Origin of the sequence: Parageobacillus caldoxylosilyticus NBRC 107762 (assembly GCF_000632715.1) — a bacterium.
Taxonomy (GTDB): domain Bacteria; phylum Bacillota; class Bacilli; order Bacillales; family Anoxybacillaceae; genus Saccharococcus; species Saccharococcus caldoxylosilyticus.
On record NZ_BAWO01000050.1, the window covers coordinates 21,087 to 37,251 of the forward strand.

16 protein-coding genes and 1 riboswitch are annotated in these 16,165 nt (G+C 47.4%); of the genes, 13 read left to right on the forward strand and 3 right to left on the reverse strand.

Features of this window, described 5'->3' with window-relative positions; translation table 11 throughout:
* Nucleotides 1-2 precede the first annotated feature (2 nt).
* Complete coding sequence (locus GCA01S_RS13350; protein ID WP_017435803.1) at nucleotides 3-1,820, forward strand: ABC transporter ATP-binding protein; 1,818 nt, start codon at nucleotides 3-5, stop codon at nucleotides 1,818-1,820.
* A 263-nt stretch (nucleotides 1,821-2,083) separates the two neighbouring features.
* Entirely contained in the window at nucleotides 2,084-3,271 is a 1,188-nt protein-coding gene (locus GCA01S_RS13355) for an MFS transporter (protein WP_017435804.1), read from the forward strand.
* Between the two features lie 38 nt (nucleotides 3,272-3,309).
* Here the strand turns inward: GCA01S_RS13355 and GCA01S_RS13360 are convergent, their stop codons facing one another.
* The gene (locus GCA01S_RS13360; protein WP_042410692.1) at nucleotides 3,310-4,494 is read right to left on the reverse strand and encodes a class I SAM-dependent rRNA methyltransferase; all 1,185 of its coding nucleotides are present in this window, start codon (nucleotides 4,492-4,494) and stop codon (nucleotides 3,310-3,312) included.
* A gap of 207 nt (nucleotides 4,495-4,701) precedes the next feature.
* Nucleotides 4,702-4,809, forward strand: a riboswitch (TPP riboswitch).
* A 109-nt stretch (nucleotides 4,810-4,918) separates the two neighbouring features.
* Here GCA01S_RS13360 and tenA point away from each other — a divergent pair.
* From tenA to GCA01S_RS13410, 10 genes are all read left to right on the forward strand, one after another.
* Nucleotides 4,919-5,617, forward strand: coding sequence for a thiaminase II (gene tenA / locus GCA01S_RS13365; protein ID WP_042410694.1), 699 nt, complete (start codon nucleotides 4,919-4,921; stop codon nucleotides 5,615-5,617).
* Nucleotides 5,601-6,191, forward strand: coding sequence for an ECF transporter S component (locus GCA01S_RS13370; protein ID WP_017435807.1), 591 nt, complete (start codon nucleotides 5,601-5,603; stop codon nucleotides 6,189-6,191). The genes tenA and GCA01S_RS13370 overlap by 17 nt, the downstream gene beginning before the upstream one ends.
* Nucleotides 6,192-6,210: 19 nt before the next feature.
* Nucleotides 6,211-7,662, forward strand: a complete 1,452-nt coding sequence (locus GCA01S_RS13375) for an ABC transporter ATP-binding protein (protein WP_042410730.1) — start codon at nucleotides 6,211-6,213, stop codon at nucleotides 7,660-7,662.
* A 12-nt stretch (nucleotides 7,663-7,674) separates the two neighbouring features.
* Nucleotides 7,675-8,457: an energy-coupling factor transporter transmembrane component T family protein gene (locus GCA01S_RS13380; RefSeq protein WP_042410695.1), complete on the forward strand. Its 783-nt coding sequence runs from the start codon at nucleotides 7,675-7,677 to the stop codon at nucleotides 8,455-8,457.
* Between the two features lie 16 nt (nucleotides 8,458-8,473).
* Complete coding sequence (gene tenI, locus GCA01S_RS13385) at nucleotides 8,474-9,079, forward strand: thiazole tautomerase TenI (protein WP_042410697.1); 606 nt, start codon at nucleotides 8,474-8,476, stop codon at nucleotides 9,077-9,079.
* 26 nt (nucleotides 9,080-9,105) lie between these two features.
* Nucleotides 9,106-10,239, forward strand: coding sequence for a glycine oxidase ThiO (thiO, locus tag GCA01S_RS13390; RefSeq protein WP_042410732.1), 1,134 nt, complete (start codon nucleotides 9,106-9,108; stop codon nucleotides 10,237-10,239).
* A complete protein-coding gene (gene thiS / locus GCA01S_RS13395; protein ID WP_017435812.1) occupies nucleotides 10,236-10,439 on the forward strand; it encodes a sulfur carrier protein ThiS in 204 nt (67 codons plus the stop codon). Before thiO ends, thiS begins: the two co-directional genes overlap by 4 nt.
* 1 nt (nucleotide 10,440) lies before the next feature.
* Entirely contained in the window at nucleotides 10,441-11,208 is a 768-nt protein-coding gene (locus GCA01S_RS13400; RefSeq protein WP_042410698.1) for a thiazole synthase, read from the forward strand.
* Nucleotides 11,205-12,230 carry a thiazole biosynthesis adenylyltransferase ThiF gene (locus GCA01S_RS13405; protein WP_042410700.1) on the forward strand — a complete coding sequence of 342 codons (1,026 nt, stop codon included), beginning with the start codon at nucleotides 11,205-11,207 and terminating at the stop codon, nucleotides 12,228-12,230. The genes GCA01S_RS13400 and GCA01S_RS13405 overlap by 4 nt, the downstream gene beginning before the upstream one ends.
* 413 nt (nucleotides 12,231-12,643) lie before the next feature.
* Nucleotides 12,644-13,909: a hemolysin family protein gene (locus tag GCA01S_RS13410; protein WP_026078509.1), complete on the forward strand. Its 1,266-nt coding sequence runs from the start codon at nucleotides 12,644-12,646 to the stop codon at nucleotides 13,907-13,909.
* 106 nt (nucleotides 13,910-14,015) lie between these two features.
* On the opposite strand, the gene GCA01S_RS13415 is transcribed toward GCA01S_RS13410, so the two are convergent.
* Nucleotides 14,016-14,228: an alpha/beta-type small acid-soluble spore protein gene (locus tag GCA01S_RS13415; protein WP_042410703.1), complete on the reverse strand. Its 213-nt coding sequence runs from the start codon at nucleotides 14,226-14,228 to the stop codon at nucleotides 14,016-14,018.
* Between the two features lie 242 nt (nucleotides 14,229-14,470).
* Between GCA01S_RS13415 and GCA01S_RS13420 the strand changes: the two genes are divergently transcribed.
* Nucleotides 14,471-14,713: a hypothetical protein gene (locus tag GCA01S_RS13420; protein ID WP_042410705.1), complete on the forward strand. Its 243-nt coding sequence runs from the start codon at nucleotides 14,471-14,473 to the stop codon at nucleotides 14,711-14,713.
* A gap of 62 nt (nucleotides 14,714-14,775) precedes the next feature.
* On the opposite strand, the gene GCA01S_RS13425 is transcribed toward GCA01S_RS13420, so the two are convergent.
* Nucleotides 14,776-15,888 carry an ABC transporter ATP-binding protein gene (locus tag GCA01S_RS13425; RefSeq protein ID WP_042410708.1) on the reverse strand — a complete coding sequence of 371 codons (1,113 nt, stop codon included), beginning with the start codon at nucleotides 15,886-15,888 and terminating at the stop codon, nucleotides 14,776-14,778.
* Nucleotides 15,889-16,165 lie beyond the last annotated feature (277 nt).

Consider the following 16,165-nt stretch of genomic DNA (forward strand, 5'->3'; position numbering starts at 1 on the left):
AGATGAACATAGCAGAGAAAAAACGGCTGGTGATGGAGCGATTTCATTACCCGCAAGACGTGGCGATTGATAAACCGTTTAACTGGCGGCAAATGTGGCGGCTTTTAGGATATTTAAAGCCGTACGTGACGAATTTGCTGCCGCTTTCGTTTACGACGGTGATGGTGGCTACCGTCGTGCGGCTCCTGCTGCCGATTTTAATCGGCGTGTACATGTTTGACAAAGCGATCATCCAAAAAAATACGAAACTGTTAACGATGCTCGTTCTTTTGATTGCCGGCTTATACCTTCTTTTATATGTGGCAAATTTTTTGCGCATCCGCTGGATGAACATGCTTGGGCAAAACGTCATTTACGATTTGCGCAAACATTTGTTTACGCATGTGCAAATGTTGTCGCACCGCTTTTTTGAACAGCGTTCCGCAGGGTCGATTTTGGTGCGCATCATGAATGACACGACATCGCTGCAAGACTTGTTTACCAACGGAGTGGTGAATTTGCTGACGGATGTCTTGCTGCTTGTCGGGATCATTACTATTTTGCTTTCGCTCAATGTGAAGCTGACGATCGCGATTATGGTGATTTTGCCGATCATGTTTTTCATTTCAACGAGCCTGCGGAAGCGAATCCGCGCTTCCTGGCAACGGGTGCGCATCAAACAGTCAAAATTAAACTCGCATTTGAATGAAAGCCTGCAAGGCATCCGCGTGACCCAGTCGTTCACGCAAGAGCAGGAGAACAGCGAGTACTTTCACGGGGTAAACGAAGAAAACTTTGCTACTTGGAAAGAAGCGGTCAAGAAAAACGCGATGTTCAGTCCGTTTGTCGAAATGACGACAGCGCTAGGAACGGCGATTTTAATATGGTATGGAGCGGCTTTGATTCAACATGACGAATGCACGATTGGCGAGTTTGTTTCTTTTTCTTTCTATTTAGGCATGTTTTGGGAGCCGATTTCGCGGCTTGGGCAAGTGTACAATCAAATTTTAATGGGAATGGCGTCATCAGAACGGATTTTTGAGTTTTTGGATGAACGGCCGCTGGTCGGCGAGGCGGAAAATCCGATTGTCATCGAGCATATCCACGGGCGCATCGATTTTGAAAACGTCGAGTTTTCCTATGATGACAAACGGAAAGCGTTAAAGGGGATTTCGCTCACGATTCATCCGGGGGAAACGGTCGCGCTTGTCGGCCATACCGGGTCGGGGAAAACGACGATTGCCAATTTAATCAGCCGCTTTTACGATGCGACCGGCGGCGTCATCAAAATTGACGGCCATCCGATTCGGCAAATTTCGCTGGCCAGCCTGCGCTCGCAGGTAAGCATCGTGCTGCAGGATACGTTTATTTTCTCCGGAACGATTATGGAAAATATCCGCTTCGGCAATCCGGACGCGAGCGACGAGGATGTCATCGCCGCGGCAAAAGCAGTCGGGGCGCATGATTTTATTATGAAGCTGCCGAACGGATATGAAACGGAAGTGGAAGAGCGCGGAAATATTTTATCGGTCGGACAGCGCCAGCTCCTTTCGTTTGCGCGCACCTTGCTTGCCGACCCGAAAATTTTAATTTTAGATGAAGCAACGGCAAGCATCGATACGGAAACGGAGCTTGTTATCCAGCAAGCATTGAAAAAGCTGTTGAAAGGAAGAACGGCGATTATTATCGCCCACCGCCTTTCGACGATCCGCGATGCCGATAACATCATCGTGCTTGACCACGGCGAAATCATCGAACAGGGAACGCACGAGGAGCTGATGCGAAAGCACGGCACCTATTACGAGCTGATTAAAGCGCAGCATAAAATGCTGGAAGTGTAACGATGTAAAGAGACTGACCACATTTCGGTTAGTCTCTTTTCCCTTGGATATAGAGAGAGGTGGGCTTCAATGACAAATTTTTGGCGGCTGCGGTCCAATTTTGTTTTATTTATCCATGCAGGCTGTTTGCCGGTTAACAGAAAATATAAAAGGTAGCAGAAAGAAGTGATTAAGCTTTTTCGCCGCCATTTTTTTAGCTATATGTTATACTACAAAATATTAAGGGGTACGAAATAAAATACCATTTAGAGGGAGGATGTTTTGTGAACATACAACAGAGCAAAGCATGGGCAGTGACAAAAGAAAGAATATGGACAAAAGATTTTGTCCTCATTTGTTTAGCCAACTTTTTTGTTTTTCTTGGCTTTCAAATGACATTGCCGACAATTCCGCTGTTTGTTGAGCATCTTGGCGGCAATGACCAGCTGATCGGCTTAGTGGTCGGGATTTTCACCTTTTCGGCATTAATTATGCGGCCGTTTGCCGGTCATGCATTAGAAACAAAGGGACGGCGTTTTGTCTTTTTGTTAGGGCTTGCGATCTTTGTTCTTTCGGTAGGATCGTACAGCTTTATTACGAGCATTTTATTGTTGTTTATGATGAGGGTTATTCAAGGGATCGGCTGGGGGTTTTCAACTACTGCCTCAGGCACGATTGCCACGGACATCATCCCTGCTAGCCGCAGAGGCGAAGGAATGGGATATTACGGGCTGTCAGGAAACTTAGCGCTGGCATTTGGACCGTCGCTTGGATTATTGCTTGCCGGCGTGTTGTCGTTTACCCCCCTTTTCTTGATTTGCGCCGCATTAGGATTGGCTTCCTTATTGTTCGCTGCGAATATTACATATAAAAAAGTCGAACCGCCGCGAAAGCAGGCACAGCGCAAATGGGACATTTACGAAAAAAGTGCGTTAGAGCCTTCGATCCTGCTTTTTTTTCTGACCGTGACATTTGGCGGAATTGCTTCGTTTCTACCACTATATACTACAGAAAAAGGAATTTCAGGAATTCAATGGTATTTTCTGCTTTATGCGCTTGCCTTAATGGTAACAAGAACGTTTGCCGGCCAATTGTATGACAAAAAAGGACATCAGGTCGTATTTATTCCGGGTGCCGCGCTTATTTTGCTGGCGATGTTATTGTTGGCATGGCTGCCGAACAGCATGATGCTATTTACGGCAGCAATTCTTTACGGACTTGGATTCGGAACAGTGCAGCCGGCGTTGCAGGCATGGTCTGTCGAACGGGCGGCGAGAGACCGTAAAGGAATGGCAAACGCCACCTTTTTTGCCTTTTTCGATTTAGGAGTCGGGGTAGGCGCGATGGTCTTCGGGCAAATCAGCCATTGGTTCGGCTACTCCAGCATTTATCTTGCCGCGGCTTTGTCTGTGTTCATCTCTATCAGCTTTTATCTCTATATTTTGCAAAAACATAAAAAAGCAAACGCTTAGGGATGTTGAACCACCTAAGCGTTTTTTGTTCTGATGGATTATCGGCGCGAACGCACTTCATAAATCGCAAATTTTAAATAATCGCCTTCATCGGCGGCAAGCAGCTTCGGATGGTCGTAGCCGGCGCCGTTCCAATATACTCGCCGCAAAATTTTCTTTGCGTCAAATGCCGCTTCGGCTACCATCTCTTCGAACATATGCGGGCGGACATGGTACGAGCAGCTCGATGTAACGAAAAAGCCGCCGTCTTTGACAAGCTTTAAGCCGTTTAAGTTAATGTCTTTGTAGCCGCGCAGCGCTTTCGGAACGGCATGCGCGGATTTGGCGAACGCCGGCGGGTCGATGATGACGACATCCCATTGTTTTCCGTCGTGAACCGCTTCGCGCAAATAGTCAAAAGCGTTGGCGACGACAAATTCGACGTTCGTAAAGCCGTTTAAGGCCGCATTGCGTTTCGCTGTTTCAATCGCGTGTTCGGAAATATCGACCGCGGTGACGTGCTTTGCTCCGTATAAGCAGGCGTTCAGCATAAATGAACCCGTATGGGTAAAGCAGTCAAGCACCGTTGTGCTGCTGTCAATGAGCGGTTTAATTGCCGCGCGGTTTTGCCGCTGGTCGAAGAAAAACCCGGTCTTTTGCCCGTTTTCAATATCGACGATATATTTGACGCCGTTTTCTTCAATGAGCACTTCCGTTTCTGCTTCGCCGTACCAAAATCCTTTTTCCTGCTCTAATCCTTCGAGTTCGCGGACGTACACGTCATTGCGCAAATAAATCGCCCGCGGCTGAAACACTTCCAGTAAGCCGCGCAAAATCCAGTCTTTCCGTTTTTCCATGCCGAGGGAAAGAATTTGCGCGACAAGCACGTCTTCGTATTTATCTACGATCAGCCCCGGCAAAAAGTCGGCTTCCCCGTAAATGGCGCGGCATGAGCGGACGCCGGGAATCATCCGTTCGCGGTACGCCCATGCTTGACGGATGCGCTCAACGAAAAATTGCTCATTTAACTCATCTTCGGGATTTTGCGTCAATACGCGGACAATCATTTGCGATTTTGGGTTAATATAGCCTTTGGCTAAAAAGTAGTGCTGATGGTTGTATACATCGACGAAATCTCCCGGTGCAAAATCGCCTTCAATATGATCGACTTCACTTTGAAAAATCCATGGATGCCCTTGCTCGAGCCGTTTTTTCCGGTTTCGCTTTAAAAATACTTTCGCCACATTACCCACTCCAATATGATAGTAGTCGTTTGCGTTTTTATGATACCGAATTACAGGCAAAGACGCAATGAAGGCAGCGTCTGTCGACATTTGGCAGGATGATTTTTTGAGATACCGAATACGGAAATGATGTGGAATAGAAAAAAGGGTTGACAACCATTTACCGAGTGATATGATAAACTCAAACGAGAAAATTTCATAACGGATGCAATCCACTAGGGGGGCCTTTAGAAAGGCTGAGATCAAAGTGTGCCTTTGAGACCCTTAGAACCTGATCTGGGTAATACCAGCGTAGGGAAGTGGAGCAGCGCAGTCGTGGATCGATATTTTGTTGTAGTTTTGACGGCTCGTATGCAACGCCACTTTCTTTACGCCTTTGTAAAGGAAGTGGCGTTTATTTTTATGAAAAGAGGGGGAGAAGAGGATGTCATTTGCAAAAAAAGTGAGGAAAAAAGCTGACCCGATCTGGCAGGCAAGCTTTCATCATCCGTTTGTAAAAGAACTGGGAGAGGGGACGCTTGATCTAAGGCGTTTCCGCTATTATGTGATGCAGGATGCCTATTATTTACGCCATTTTGCGAGAGTGCAAGCGATTGGGGCGGCGAAGTCTCCAGATCTAGCGACAACCGCAAGGCTGGCGCATCATGCCCAGAGCACATGCGAGGCGGAATTGTCCTTGCATGAAACATTTGCTGAACTGCTTGGCATTACCGACGAAGAAAAAGCGGCTTTTATTCCGGCGCCGACGGCATACGCCTACACGTCCCATATGTACAGAGCGGCGTATGAAGGGCATTTGGGCGATGTCATTGCCGCAATTTTGCCATGCTACTGGCTCTATTATGAAATTGGCGAAAGATTAAAAGATTGCAAGCCAGATGAGCCGATTTATCAAAAATGGATTGGCACGTATAGCTCCGATTGGTTCCGCAGTTTAGTAGAAGAGCAGATCGCCCGGTTGGACGCGATCGCCGAAGCGGTCACGGAAGCGGACCGCAAGCGGATGGAGCAGCATTTTCTTATCAGCAGTGAGTATGAGTACGAATTTTGGGAAATGGCTTATCATTTAGAAACATGGCCATCGGCAAGAAAGGAGATTCAAGCGTATGTCCACAACAACTAAAGGATTGAAACTCGCTGATATTTTGACAACGATTGTTATTGCAGTGATATTCGGCATCATTTATAAAATTTGGGGACCAGTGTACGACTTTGTGAAAGTGTTTGGCTTTCATCTTGATCAATTGATTTACGGCATGTGGTTTATTGCCGCGTCAGTAGCATATTTGCTCATTCGCAAGCCAGGTGTTGCGCTGTTGGCGGAAATTGCTGCTTCTTCCGGTGAATTGATCATGGGATCCGAGTGGGGGCTTGAAGTGCTTATTTACGGAGTGATTCAAGGGCTGTTGGCGGAAGTGGTGTTTGCGGCATTTCGTTATAAGAGATTTGACGTGTTGGTTGTGTCGCTTGGCGCGATTGGAGCGACCATCGGCTCGCTGGTGATGGATTTTTACAAAGGATACATTGAAGCGCTGGCGCCTTGGAATTTGGCATTATTCTTGATTGCCCGCTTTGTCGGCGCGGTGGTCATTTCCGGCTTTTTCGCTGTTTCGCTAGTAAAAGCCTTAGAGAAAACAGGGGTAACGCAAATGTTGCGCCCGGCTTCGAAAGAAGATTATGACGCGCTCGATCGCTGAAAAAGGTGGCGGTGAAGCGATGAAACCAATCGCTGCTGTAGAGCGGCTCCGCTTAAAATTTCCGGGCAAAGATACGCTCCTGTTTAAAGATTTATCGCTCACGTTTTACGAAGGGGAAAAAGTATTGCTGCTCGGTCCATCCGGATGCGGCAAATCGACGTTATTGCAAGTGTTGTCGGGATTGATTCCGAATTCAATTGATGTGCCGATGAAAGCGGAACGTCTGCAGCTTCCAACCAACTGGGGATATGTGTTTCAAGATCCTGACACGCAGTTTTGCATGCCGTTTGCCGATGAAGAAATTGCTTTTGCCCTTGAAAACATCGGTGTGCCGCGGAGCGAGATGCATCAGCGAATCAAAACGCTGTTAGAAAAAGTCGGCCTGTTTATCGAGCCGCATACCGATATTCACACGCTGTCGGGAGGAATGAAACAGCGGCTGGCGCTGGCGTCTGTGTTGGCATTGGAGCCGGATGTACTGTTTTTGGATGAGCCGACGGCGATGATCGATGAGGAAGGAACAAAAGAGATTTGGCAGACGGTGAAACGAATCGCTAAAGAGAAAACGGTCATTATTGTTGAACATAAAATCGATTATGTGCTCGATTTTGTGGACCGCATCGTTTTATTTAACGATGACGGGGAAATTATCGCCGATGACAAGGCACAAACGGTGTTTGCCAACTATAAAGACATCATCGCTTCTCAAGGTATTTGGTATCCGGGCGTATGGGAGGAGTATACGGCAAATCGGCGGCGCCGGAGCACGGAGAGCGGCGGGGAGAAAAGGATATATCTACGCCAATTTCAAGGCTATCGGTCCAATGAGGTGAAAATCCGCATTGAAGAAGCGGCCGTACATGCGGGGGAGTGGATTGCTGTCACGGGCAAAAATGGCGCCGGAAAAAGCACGCTCTTGCATGCGCTCATGAAGCTGATCCGCACCGATGGAACGTATGAGCTATACGGCAAAGACAGCAAGCAGCTGAAACAGCTGCACCGCTTGCTTGCCTTTGTCTTTCAAAATCCGGAATTTCAGTTTGTCACCAATTCTGTACGCGAAGAGCTTGCTTATTCGCTTCGCTTGGAAAAACGAAAAGAGGCCGAGATTACGGAAACAGTGGAGGGGCTGCTGCGGCAGTTTCATCTTTATGAGCAGCAAGATCAGCATCCATATCAGCTTTCCATGGGGCAAAAGCGCCGTCTAAGCGTCGCCGCTTCGATTGTAAGCGGACAGCAAATTTTTCTTCTTGATGAGCCGACGTTTGGACAGGATGCGAAAAATACGTTTGCGCTTCTTGAACTGCTAGAGTCGTATCGCAGACAAGGGACAACCATCATTATGGTCACCCATGACGAAAATATTGTGAAGCATTTTGCAACCAGAAGATGGGTGATCGAAGACGGGCGGCTCGTCAAGGATGAATCGATTTCCAGGCAGCGGTCAACAGCAGCCGCTCTGTTTGTGTAGGGGGAACAGACGATGAAATGGAACATTCGCTATCGGGAAACATGGCTGCACCAAACAAACCCAAGTTTAAAACTGATCGTGCTTCTGTTTCTGTTTTTGGCTGTATTGTTTATTCATAATCCAAATGTATTAATCAATTTTTCGCTTGCGCTGCTTTTGCTGTTTATGTTCTCTACCGGCTACCCGTGGAAGTTTTTGCTGCTATTGTTTTTGCCATTTCTTCTTATCTTTGTTTCGACCGCTTCGTCGATGATGATGTTTGGCGAGGGGGAGACAACATGGTTTCGCTGGGGGCTGATCCATGTGACGGAGGAAAGCTTTTTGCGCGGGCTGCATATTGGCTTCCGCGCCCTTTCCTTCGCGCTCCTTGGGCTTTTGTTTTCCTTAACGACGAGGCCGGTCCGTTTGTTTTATTCTTTGATGCAGCAGCTAAAGTTAAAACCGAAATACGCTTACAGCTTTTTGGCGGCTGTGCGCTTGCTTCCGATTATGCTCGAGGAGTTTCAGACCGTGCATAATGCGTTAAAAGTGCGGGGAACGGTGAGCCACGGGTGGCTAGAAAAAATGAAGCGCTATGCGATTCCGCTCCTGTCGCAAAGCATCCGCCGCGCCCAGCGCATCGCGGTGGCGATGGAAGCGAAGCGCTTTTCCAGCAGCACAGAGCGGACGTTTTACTATGAAATCGGCTTTAACAAACACGATATCGCGCTTGTCGCTCTATTCGCCTTTGTAGCGGCGGCGGCTTATTACACCGGCGTGCATTACCCGTATATTCCGGTTACCGATGTGCGCTAGAAAGCAAGGGATCACAATGACAAAACAGCTTCATCTCATTTCGACGGGAAAACAGTCTGCCGAACAGTTTGCGTCTATTTGTGCCCGCATCCATCCGTATATCGACGCGATTCATGTGCGGGAAAAAAGGAAAACGGCACGCGAGGTTTCCGCGTTCGTTGCCGCTCTCATCGAAAGCGGGGTGCCGCCGCAGAAAATCATTGTCAATGACCGCGTCGATGTGGCGGCGGTGTTTGGCGTAAAAGGGGTGCAGCTGGCGTACCACAGCTTATCGGTATGCCAAGTAAAGCCTCATTTTCCGGCGCTGGCTGTCGGCTGTTCGGTCCATTCGCTTGACGAGGCGAAGGAAGCAGAGAAAAGCGGCGCAGATTTTTGTATCTATGGACATATTTTTCCGACCGCAAGCAAGCCGGGGATGCGGCCGCGCGGAGTTGAATCATTGCGGATTGTTGCAGGTGGCGTTCATATTCCGGTCATTGCAATCGGCGGCATTCACGCGGGGAATGCAGCGCAAGTGCTGCAGGCGGGTGCCGATGGGATCGCCGTGATGTCGGCGGTGTTTTTGGCGAGAGATCCTGTCGCGGAAGCAAAAAAGCTCGCTCATATAGTCAAACAAACATAGTAAATGAACAGGGGAGAGGGATGTTGATGGAACGTCATGATTACGATGTGTTGGTGGTTGGCGGCGGAATTATCGGCGCATCGATTGCATTTCAACTGGCAAAACGACAATTTCGTGTCGGCGTACTCGAAAAAGAACGGATAGCAAGTCAGGCATCCAGCGCAGCGGCGGGAATGCTTGGGGCGCAGTCGGAATTTTTCGAAGAAAGTCCTCTGATTCCGCTTGCATTGAAAAGCCGGGCGTTCGTTCCGGAGCTCGCCGAAGAATTAAAAGAACTGACTGGCATCGATATCGGACTCGTCGAAAAAGGGATGCTGAAAGTGGCGGTGACCGAAGAAGAAGCTGTCGCACTTCGCCGCCATTACGAATTTTGGCGGCAGACGGATTACCCGCCGCGTTGGCTCTCGGCGGATGAGACGAGGAAAATCGAACCGCATGTTTCCTGTGATCTTGCGGCAGCGATGTATATTCCGAAAGACGGCCAAGTAAGCGCTCCCGATTTTGCGCTTGCATTGGCGAACGCTTCGATGGCCTATGGAGCAAAGTGGCATGAGTACACCGAGGCGATGCATTTAAGAAAGCTAGGCGATTCGTACGTAATCGAGACGAATCGCGGAACGTTTGCCGCGGACGTTGTCGTCATCGCTTCAGGGGCATGGTCTTCTCTGCTTCTTGCACAAACAGGTCTTTCTCTTTCGATGTATCCAGTCAAAGGCGAGTGCATCTCTGTGAAAACAGAAACGCCGCTCCTTCAAACGACTGTATTTGCCAAAAGCGGCTGCTATATCGTGCCGAAACGCGGAAACCGGCTGCTTATTGGGGCGACTTCGACGCCGCATACGTTTGACCGAAAAGTATCGGTTCAAGGAATGAGGAGTCTGCTCGAACGCGCATGTCGCCTTCTTCCGGAGTTGGAAAAGGCAGAATGGGAAAAGGCGTGGAGCGGCATCCGTCCGCAAACGGGCGATGGTCTGCCGTACATAGGGGAACATCCTCATTACCCGCGCGTTTGGGTGGCGACCGGCCATTACCGTAACGGTATTTTGTTAAGCCCGATTACGGGCGTATTGTTGGCGGATTTAGTGGAAGGAAAAGAAACAGATGTCGATCTTGCTCCGTTTTCCCTCACACGACATCAGACAAAGGTGGGAAAGGAATGAAGCTTATTATTAACGGCGAATCGATTCATGTTCCCGAGCAGGTGAAAACGGTCAGCGATTTGCTTGCGCATTTTCAATTACAAAACAAACTGGCCGTTGTCGAAGTAAATTTAACCATTATTGAAAAAAGCCAATATGACACGACAACCTTATGCGACGGCGATCAAATTGAAATTGTTCATTTTGTAGGAGGCGGTTGAGATGTTAAAAATCGGGCCATATGAATTTCAGTCGAGATTATTGCTCGGAACAGGAAAATATCCAAGTTTGGAAGTACAGAAACAAGCGGTCGAAGCGTCGGGAGCGGAAATTTTGACGTTTGCGGTCCGGCGCATGAACATTTTTGAACCAAACCAGCCTAACTTTTTGGAAAACTTAGATTTAGCAAAATACAAACTGCTGCCAAACACCGCGGGAGCGAAAACGGCGGAAGAAGCGGTGCGAATCGCGCGGCTCGCCAAAGCGTCGGGATTATGTGATATGATTAAAGTAGAAGTGATCGGCTGCGAGAAAACGCTGCTGCCAGATCCGGTAGAAACGCTAAAAGCAACGGAAATGTTGCTCGAAGAAGGTTTTATCGTTCTTCCGTATACTTCCGATGATGTTGTGCTGGCCAAACGGCTGCAAGAGCTCGGCTGCCATGCGGTAATGCCGGGTGCTGCGCCGATCGGTTCCGGGCAGGGCATTGTCAATCCGCTCAACTTAAGTTTCATTATCGAGCAGGCGACAGTGCCGGTGATTGTAGATGCCGGAATTGGCAGCCCGGCTGATGCGGCATTGGCGATGGAGTTAGGGGCGGACGGCGTGTTGTTAAATACGGCTGTTTCCGGTGCAGCTGATCCAGTCAAAATGGCTAAAGCGATGAAATTAGCGGTGGAAGCGGGACGGCTCGGCTATGAGGCGGGCAGAATTCCGAAAAAACGGTACGCTACCGCAAGCAGTCCAACGGAAGGAATGAGTGTTGTTTGAACGAACGCTATTCTCGTCAAGAGTTGTTTGCGCCAATTGGCGAAGAAGGACAAAAGAAAATTAGACAAAAACATGTGCTTATCATTGGCGCCGGTGCGTTAGGAACAGGCAGTGCCGAGGCGCTGGTGCGCGCCGGCGTCGGTAAAGTGACGATTGTCGATCGCGACTATGTTGAATGGAGCAACCTTCAGCGTCAGCAGTTATACAGCGAAGCTGATGCAAAAGAGCGCCTGCCGAAAGCGGTTGCTGCTAAGCGGCGGCTTCAGGAAGTAAACTCCGATGTCGAAATCGACGCAATTGTCGGCGATGTGACGGCGCAAGAGCTTGAAGAGCTGATTACTACAAGAACGCCTGATCTTTTAATGGACGCGACCGATAACTTTGATACGCGCATGCTTATCAACGACGCCGCCTATAAATATCGCATCCCCTGGATTTACGGTGCCTGTGTCGGCAGCTATGGCATTAGCTACGCGTTTATTCCCGGCAAAACGCCATGTTTTCACTGCCTGCTTGACACGGTGCCGACGGGCGGCCTGACGTGCGACACGGCGGGAATTATCAGTCCGGCGGTACAAATGGTCGTCAGCTATCAAGTGACGGAAGCGTTGAAAATTTTAGTCGAAGACTGGGCGGCGTTGCGCAACAAGCTCGTGTCGTTTGATTTATGGAAAAATCAGCATACGGCGATACGCATTGATTCGGTGAAAAAGGAAGATTGCCCGACTTGCGGCTCCAAGCCGTCCTATCCGTTCCTTTCCTATGAGCAGCAAACAAAAACAGCGGTGCTATGCGGGCGCAATTCGGTGCAAATCCGCCCCGCTGTCAAACGAAATTATGATTTGCAAGAGCTGGCCGACTTGTTTGCGAAACAAGGATTGGCTGTGCATGTCAATCCATATCTTGTTTCCGTATCGCTTGGAAACGAGCGGCTTGTCGTCTTTTCCGACGGGCGTGCGTTGATTCATGGGACAAAAGATATTCAAGAGGCGAAATCGATTTATTACCGCTATTTGGGCTAGGGGCCCCTTTTTTGGGAAGCCACTTTTTGCCTTGCTCTTGGCGATTGGCCAAAACATTGAACCAAAATTCTCGAAGCAGTTAGGCGGGGAGGCTCACTTAAGTAATAAAATTGTCAAAAAGTTGTATAAAGTGTCTGCCACATAGAAAAAGTGCTATGTTACGATGATAATGGGGATGAATAATGAGGAGGGGACAAAATGGAAGAGCTATCCGTCACCTTGAATATTGCTTCTTTGCTGGTACTGGTATATTTTATCGGCTCATGCTTGATTGAGTCGTAAAAACTGCAGGGGTTACTCTGCAGTTTTTATTTCTTATATGTTTAGACGATAGGCATTTGGTGAAAAATTTGATATGATAATCATATAAATGGATAATAATAACTGTTTTATTTTAGGAGTGTGAAGATTCTTTGGGAGAGTTGCCTCTAGGGTTGTTAGGGTGGTTTTTCCTTTGCATGATGTTAAACGCTTTCTTTTCTTCGGCAGAAACTGCATTGTCGTCCGCCAATAAAATTCGTCTGAAAAATTATGTAGAAGAAAATCACCGTGGCAGTAAACGAGTAAATTATATTATGGAGCATTTAGACCACGTCTTATTGACTGTGCTTGTAGCCAATCGAATCACCGGCATTGTGGCGGTCGCTTTTTTAGTGGATATGGCGACAACCATGCTTGGGGAGCGCGCGGGTCTAGTTGCTGCAATTATCGTGATGACTGTGCTTCTCGTGGTCTTCGGTGAAATTTTGCCAAAATCGATTGCGAAAGTGCATGCGGAATCGTTATCGATTCGTTATGCAGGCATTATTTACGTATTGATGAAGTTGCTTTCTCCCGTCACGACGCTGTTTCATGCAGTAAGGGAACATGTCGCAAAATGGTTTACTAGCGGAGCGGTTGTTCCCGTGGTGACGGAGGAAGAAATTAAAGTAATGATTGATTTAAGCGAGGAAGAAGGAATTATTGACAATAAAGAAAAAGAGCTTATTCATCGTTCGCTCGATTTTGATGAAATTTTAGTGGAAGAAATTTTTACGCCACGGTCTGATATGGTTGCTGTCGAAGTAAACCAGCCGATCGAGGAGATCCGCGATGTGTTTTTAGAGGAAAAATACTCCCGCATCCCGGTATATGAGGGAGATATTGATAATGTTATCGGCATTTTGTCGGAAAGCGACTTTTTTAGTGAACTGGTGCAGCAAAAAGAGGTCAACATTCGCAAGTTATTACGCAAGCCGCTGTTTGTCGTGGAATCGATGAAAATTTCCGATTTGCTGCCGGAGTTTCAAAAAAGCAAGGTGCATATGGCCATTGTTGTCGATGAGTTCGGCGGTACCGCCGGGTTAATTACACTCGAAGATATTATTGAACAAATTGTTGGCGAAATATGGGACGAACATGATGAAGCGGTAAAAAGTATCCGGCAAATCGATGAGAACAGCTATGAGTTTAACGCCGAATTGCCGCTTGATGAATTTTGCGAAATGATGAAAATTGATACGCCGGAAAGCGCGTCGCACACGTTAGGCGGCTGGATATTTGAAATGTTTGAACGCGTGCCAAATGTTGGTGAAACACTGCATTACGGGCCGCTTACGTTTACGGTGCGGCAAGTGGAAAACCGTCGAATTCGCAAAGTGCTTGTTTCGCTAAACAAACCGTTGGCGGAAAATATATAAGGAGCGTAAAGCTCTTTTTTTTTTTTGACTAGAAGAGGAATAAGGTAGCGGAATAAATAAAGCCCCAGGCAATTCGCCTGGGGCTTCAGCCATGTATATGAAGTTGTTATTGGCGAGCGCCGTATTGGCCGCCAAGTTGTTGTTGAGCCATTGCGACAAGGCGTTTTGTAATTTCGCCGCCAACAGAACCATTAGCGCGAGAAGTGGTGTCAGGACCAAGATTTACACCAAATTCTTGAGCGATTTCATACTTCATTTGGTCGATTGCTTGTTGCGCACCAGCAACTAACAATTGGTTAGAATTGTTGTTACGTGCCATGTGTCATCATCTCCTTGTTTGAGTTTTGTTGGCTGGGTTAGCTGGAATTGCACCAGCAACGCATGCTATAAAGCATGCTGCCAAGCTTGGCTGAACCCAACGGGTTATTGGTTGCTTGCACTAATAGTTTGAGACGTTTTGTGTTCATTATTCACCGATTTTTTATGGAAATTTTTAACGTTTTACCGTTGCCGAAATCAGGGAATATGTAAAATAAGGGATTGTGTTTAGGAGGAAACAGCATGAACATTTGCCCGCTATGCAACGGATTACGTAAGGTGACGGTATATTGCAACCATTGTCAACAGCCGATGCAGGATCAAGGAAAGGTAACCGATTATTTTGATGACTATAGTCCTTATATGGATATCAATATGATGAAATTAGTGGATGGCTATCCGCACACATTAGCCAACCATGAATGTGTGCATCTGTTTTACTGTCCATACTGCAGGCAGGAAGAAGTGCGGTTTATTAAAGAATAGGCTCTAGCATCATCGCTAGAGCCTGTATAACGTTTATCTGAAAATAAGGGGGAACCATATCGTTATTTTTCATTAGCAGGACGGATTCGTTTTTCCGTTTCGATATCGAAAAAGTGCGCTTTGTTCATATCTAAGGCAAGGTCTAATTGGTGGCCTGGCTTGATTTCCGTGCGGGCGTCGATGCGCGCGACAAGTTCTTGTCCATTAATATTGGAATAAATCATCGATTCTGCACCAAGCAGCTCGGCTACCTCAACGTGGGCGGTAATTTTCGTATTTGGCGATGATTCAAGGAAGAGTGGTTCATCATGGATATCCTCCGGACGAATGCCTAAGATGACTTCCTTGCCGACGTAGCCTTGATCGCGAAGCGCTTTCATTTTTCCTTCCGGAACATCGAGTCTAATATTGCCGACAACAAACTTGCCGTCTTGCAGCGTTCCTTTAATAAAGTTCATCGCTGGAGAGCCGATAAAGCCGCCGACGAAAATATTTTCCGGTTTTTCATATACTTCTCTTGGCGTGCCGACTTGTTGAATAACCCCGTCTTTCATCACTACTAGCCGTGTTGCCATCGTCATTGCTTCCGTTTGGTCGTGGGTGACGTAAATCGTTGTCGTTTCCAAACGTTGATGCAATTTTGCAATTTCGGAACGCATTTGTACGCGCAGTTTGGCATCCAAGTTGGAAAGCGGCTCGTCCATTAAAAATACTTTGGCGTCACGGACGATGGCGCGGCCTAGCGCGACGCGTTGACGCTGACCACCGGAAAGAGCTTTTGGCTTGCGGTCCAGATATTGTTCCAGTCCAAGAATGCGCGCTGCTTCACGGACGCGTCGTTCGATTTCCGCTTTCGGGAATTTGCGTAATTTCAAGCCGAATGCCATGTTATCATAGACGCTCATATGCGGATAAAGCGCATAGTTTTGAAATACCATCGCAATATCGCGGTCTTTTGGCGGAACATCGTTCATCCGCTTGCCGTCGATATACAAGTCGCCTTTTGAAATTTCCTCAAGACCGGCAATCATCCGCAATGTTGTCGATTTTCCGCAGCCGGACGGACCGACAAAAACGATGAATTCTTTGTCTTGAATATGCAAGTTGAAATCTTTTACCGCTGTGACGTTGTTATCGTAAATTTTATAAATGTGCTCTAAACGAAGTTCTGCCATTGTCACGCACCCCCATCATGAAATCGGTTTCAACTGCTTCAAGCATACAGAAAAATAGGAAGATTCGTAAATGGACAATTTGCACAAAAAAGAGCCGTCATTTTTGGCAAGATGCCAAACGGCAAAGACGATAGGAAAACGATATCAGTTTCACCTGAAGATTCTGCTTCTAGTAAAAAAAAATAGAGCATCCACTTTTTTGGTTGTTAGGCGGCCGAACAACGTTTGCTTTTTTTCTTAGTAAAAAAATAAAAAGGGAGGCATTCCTTTACATTTT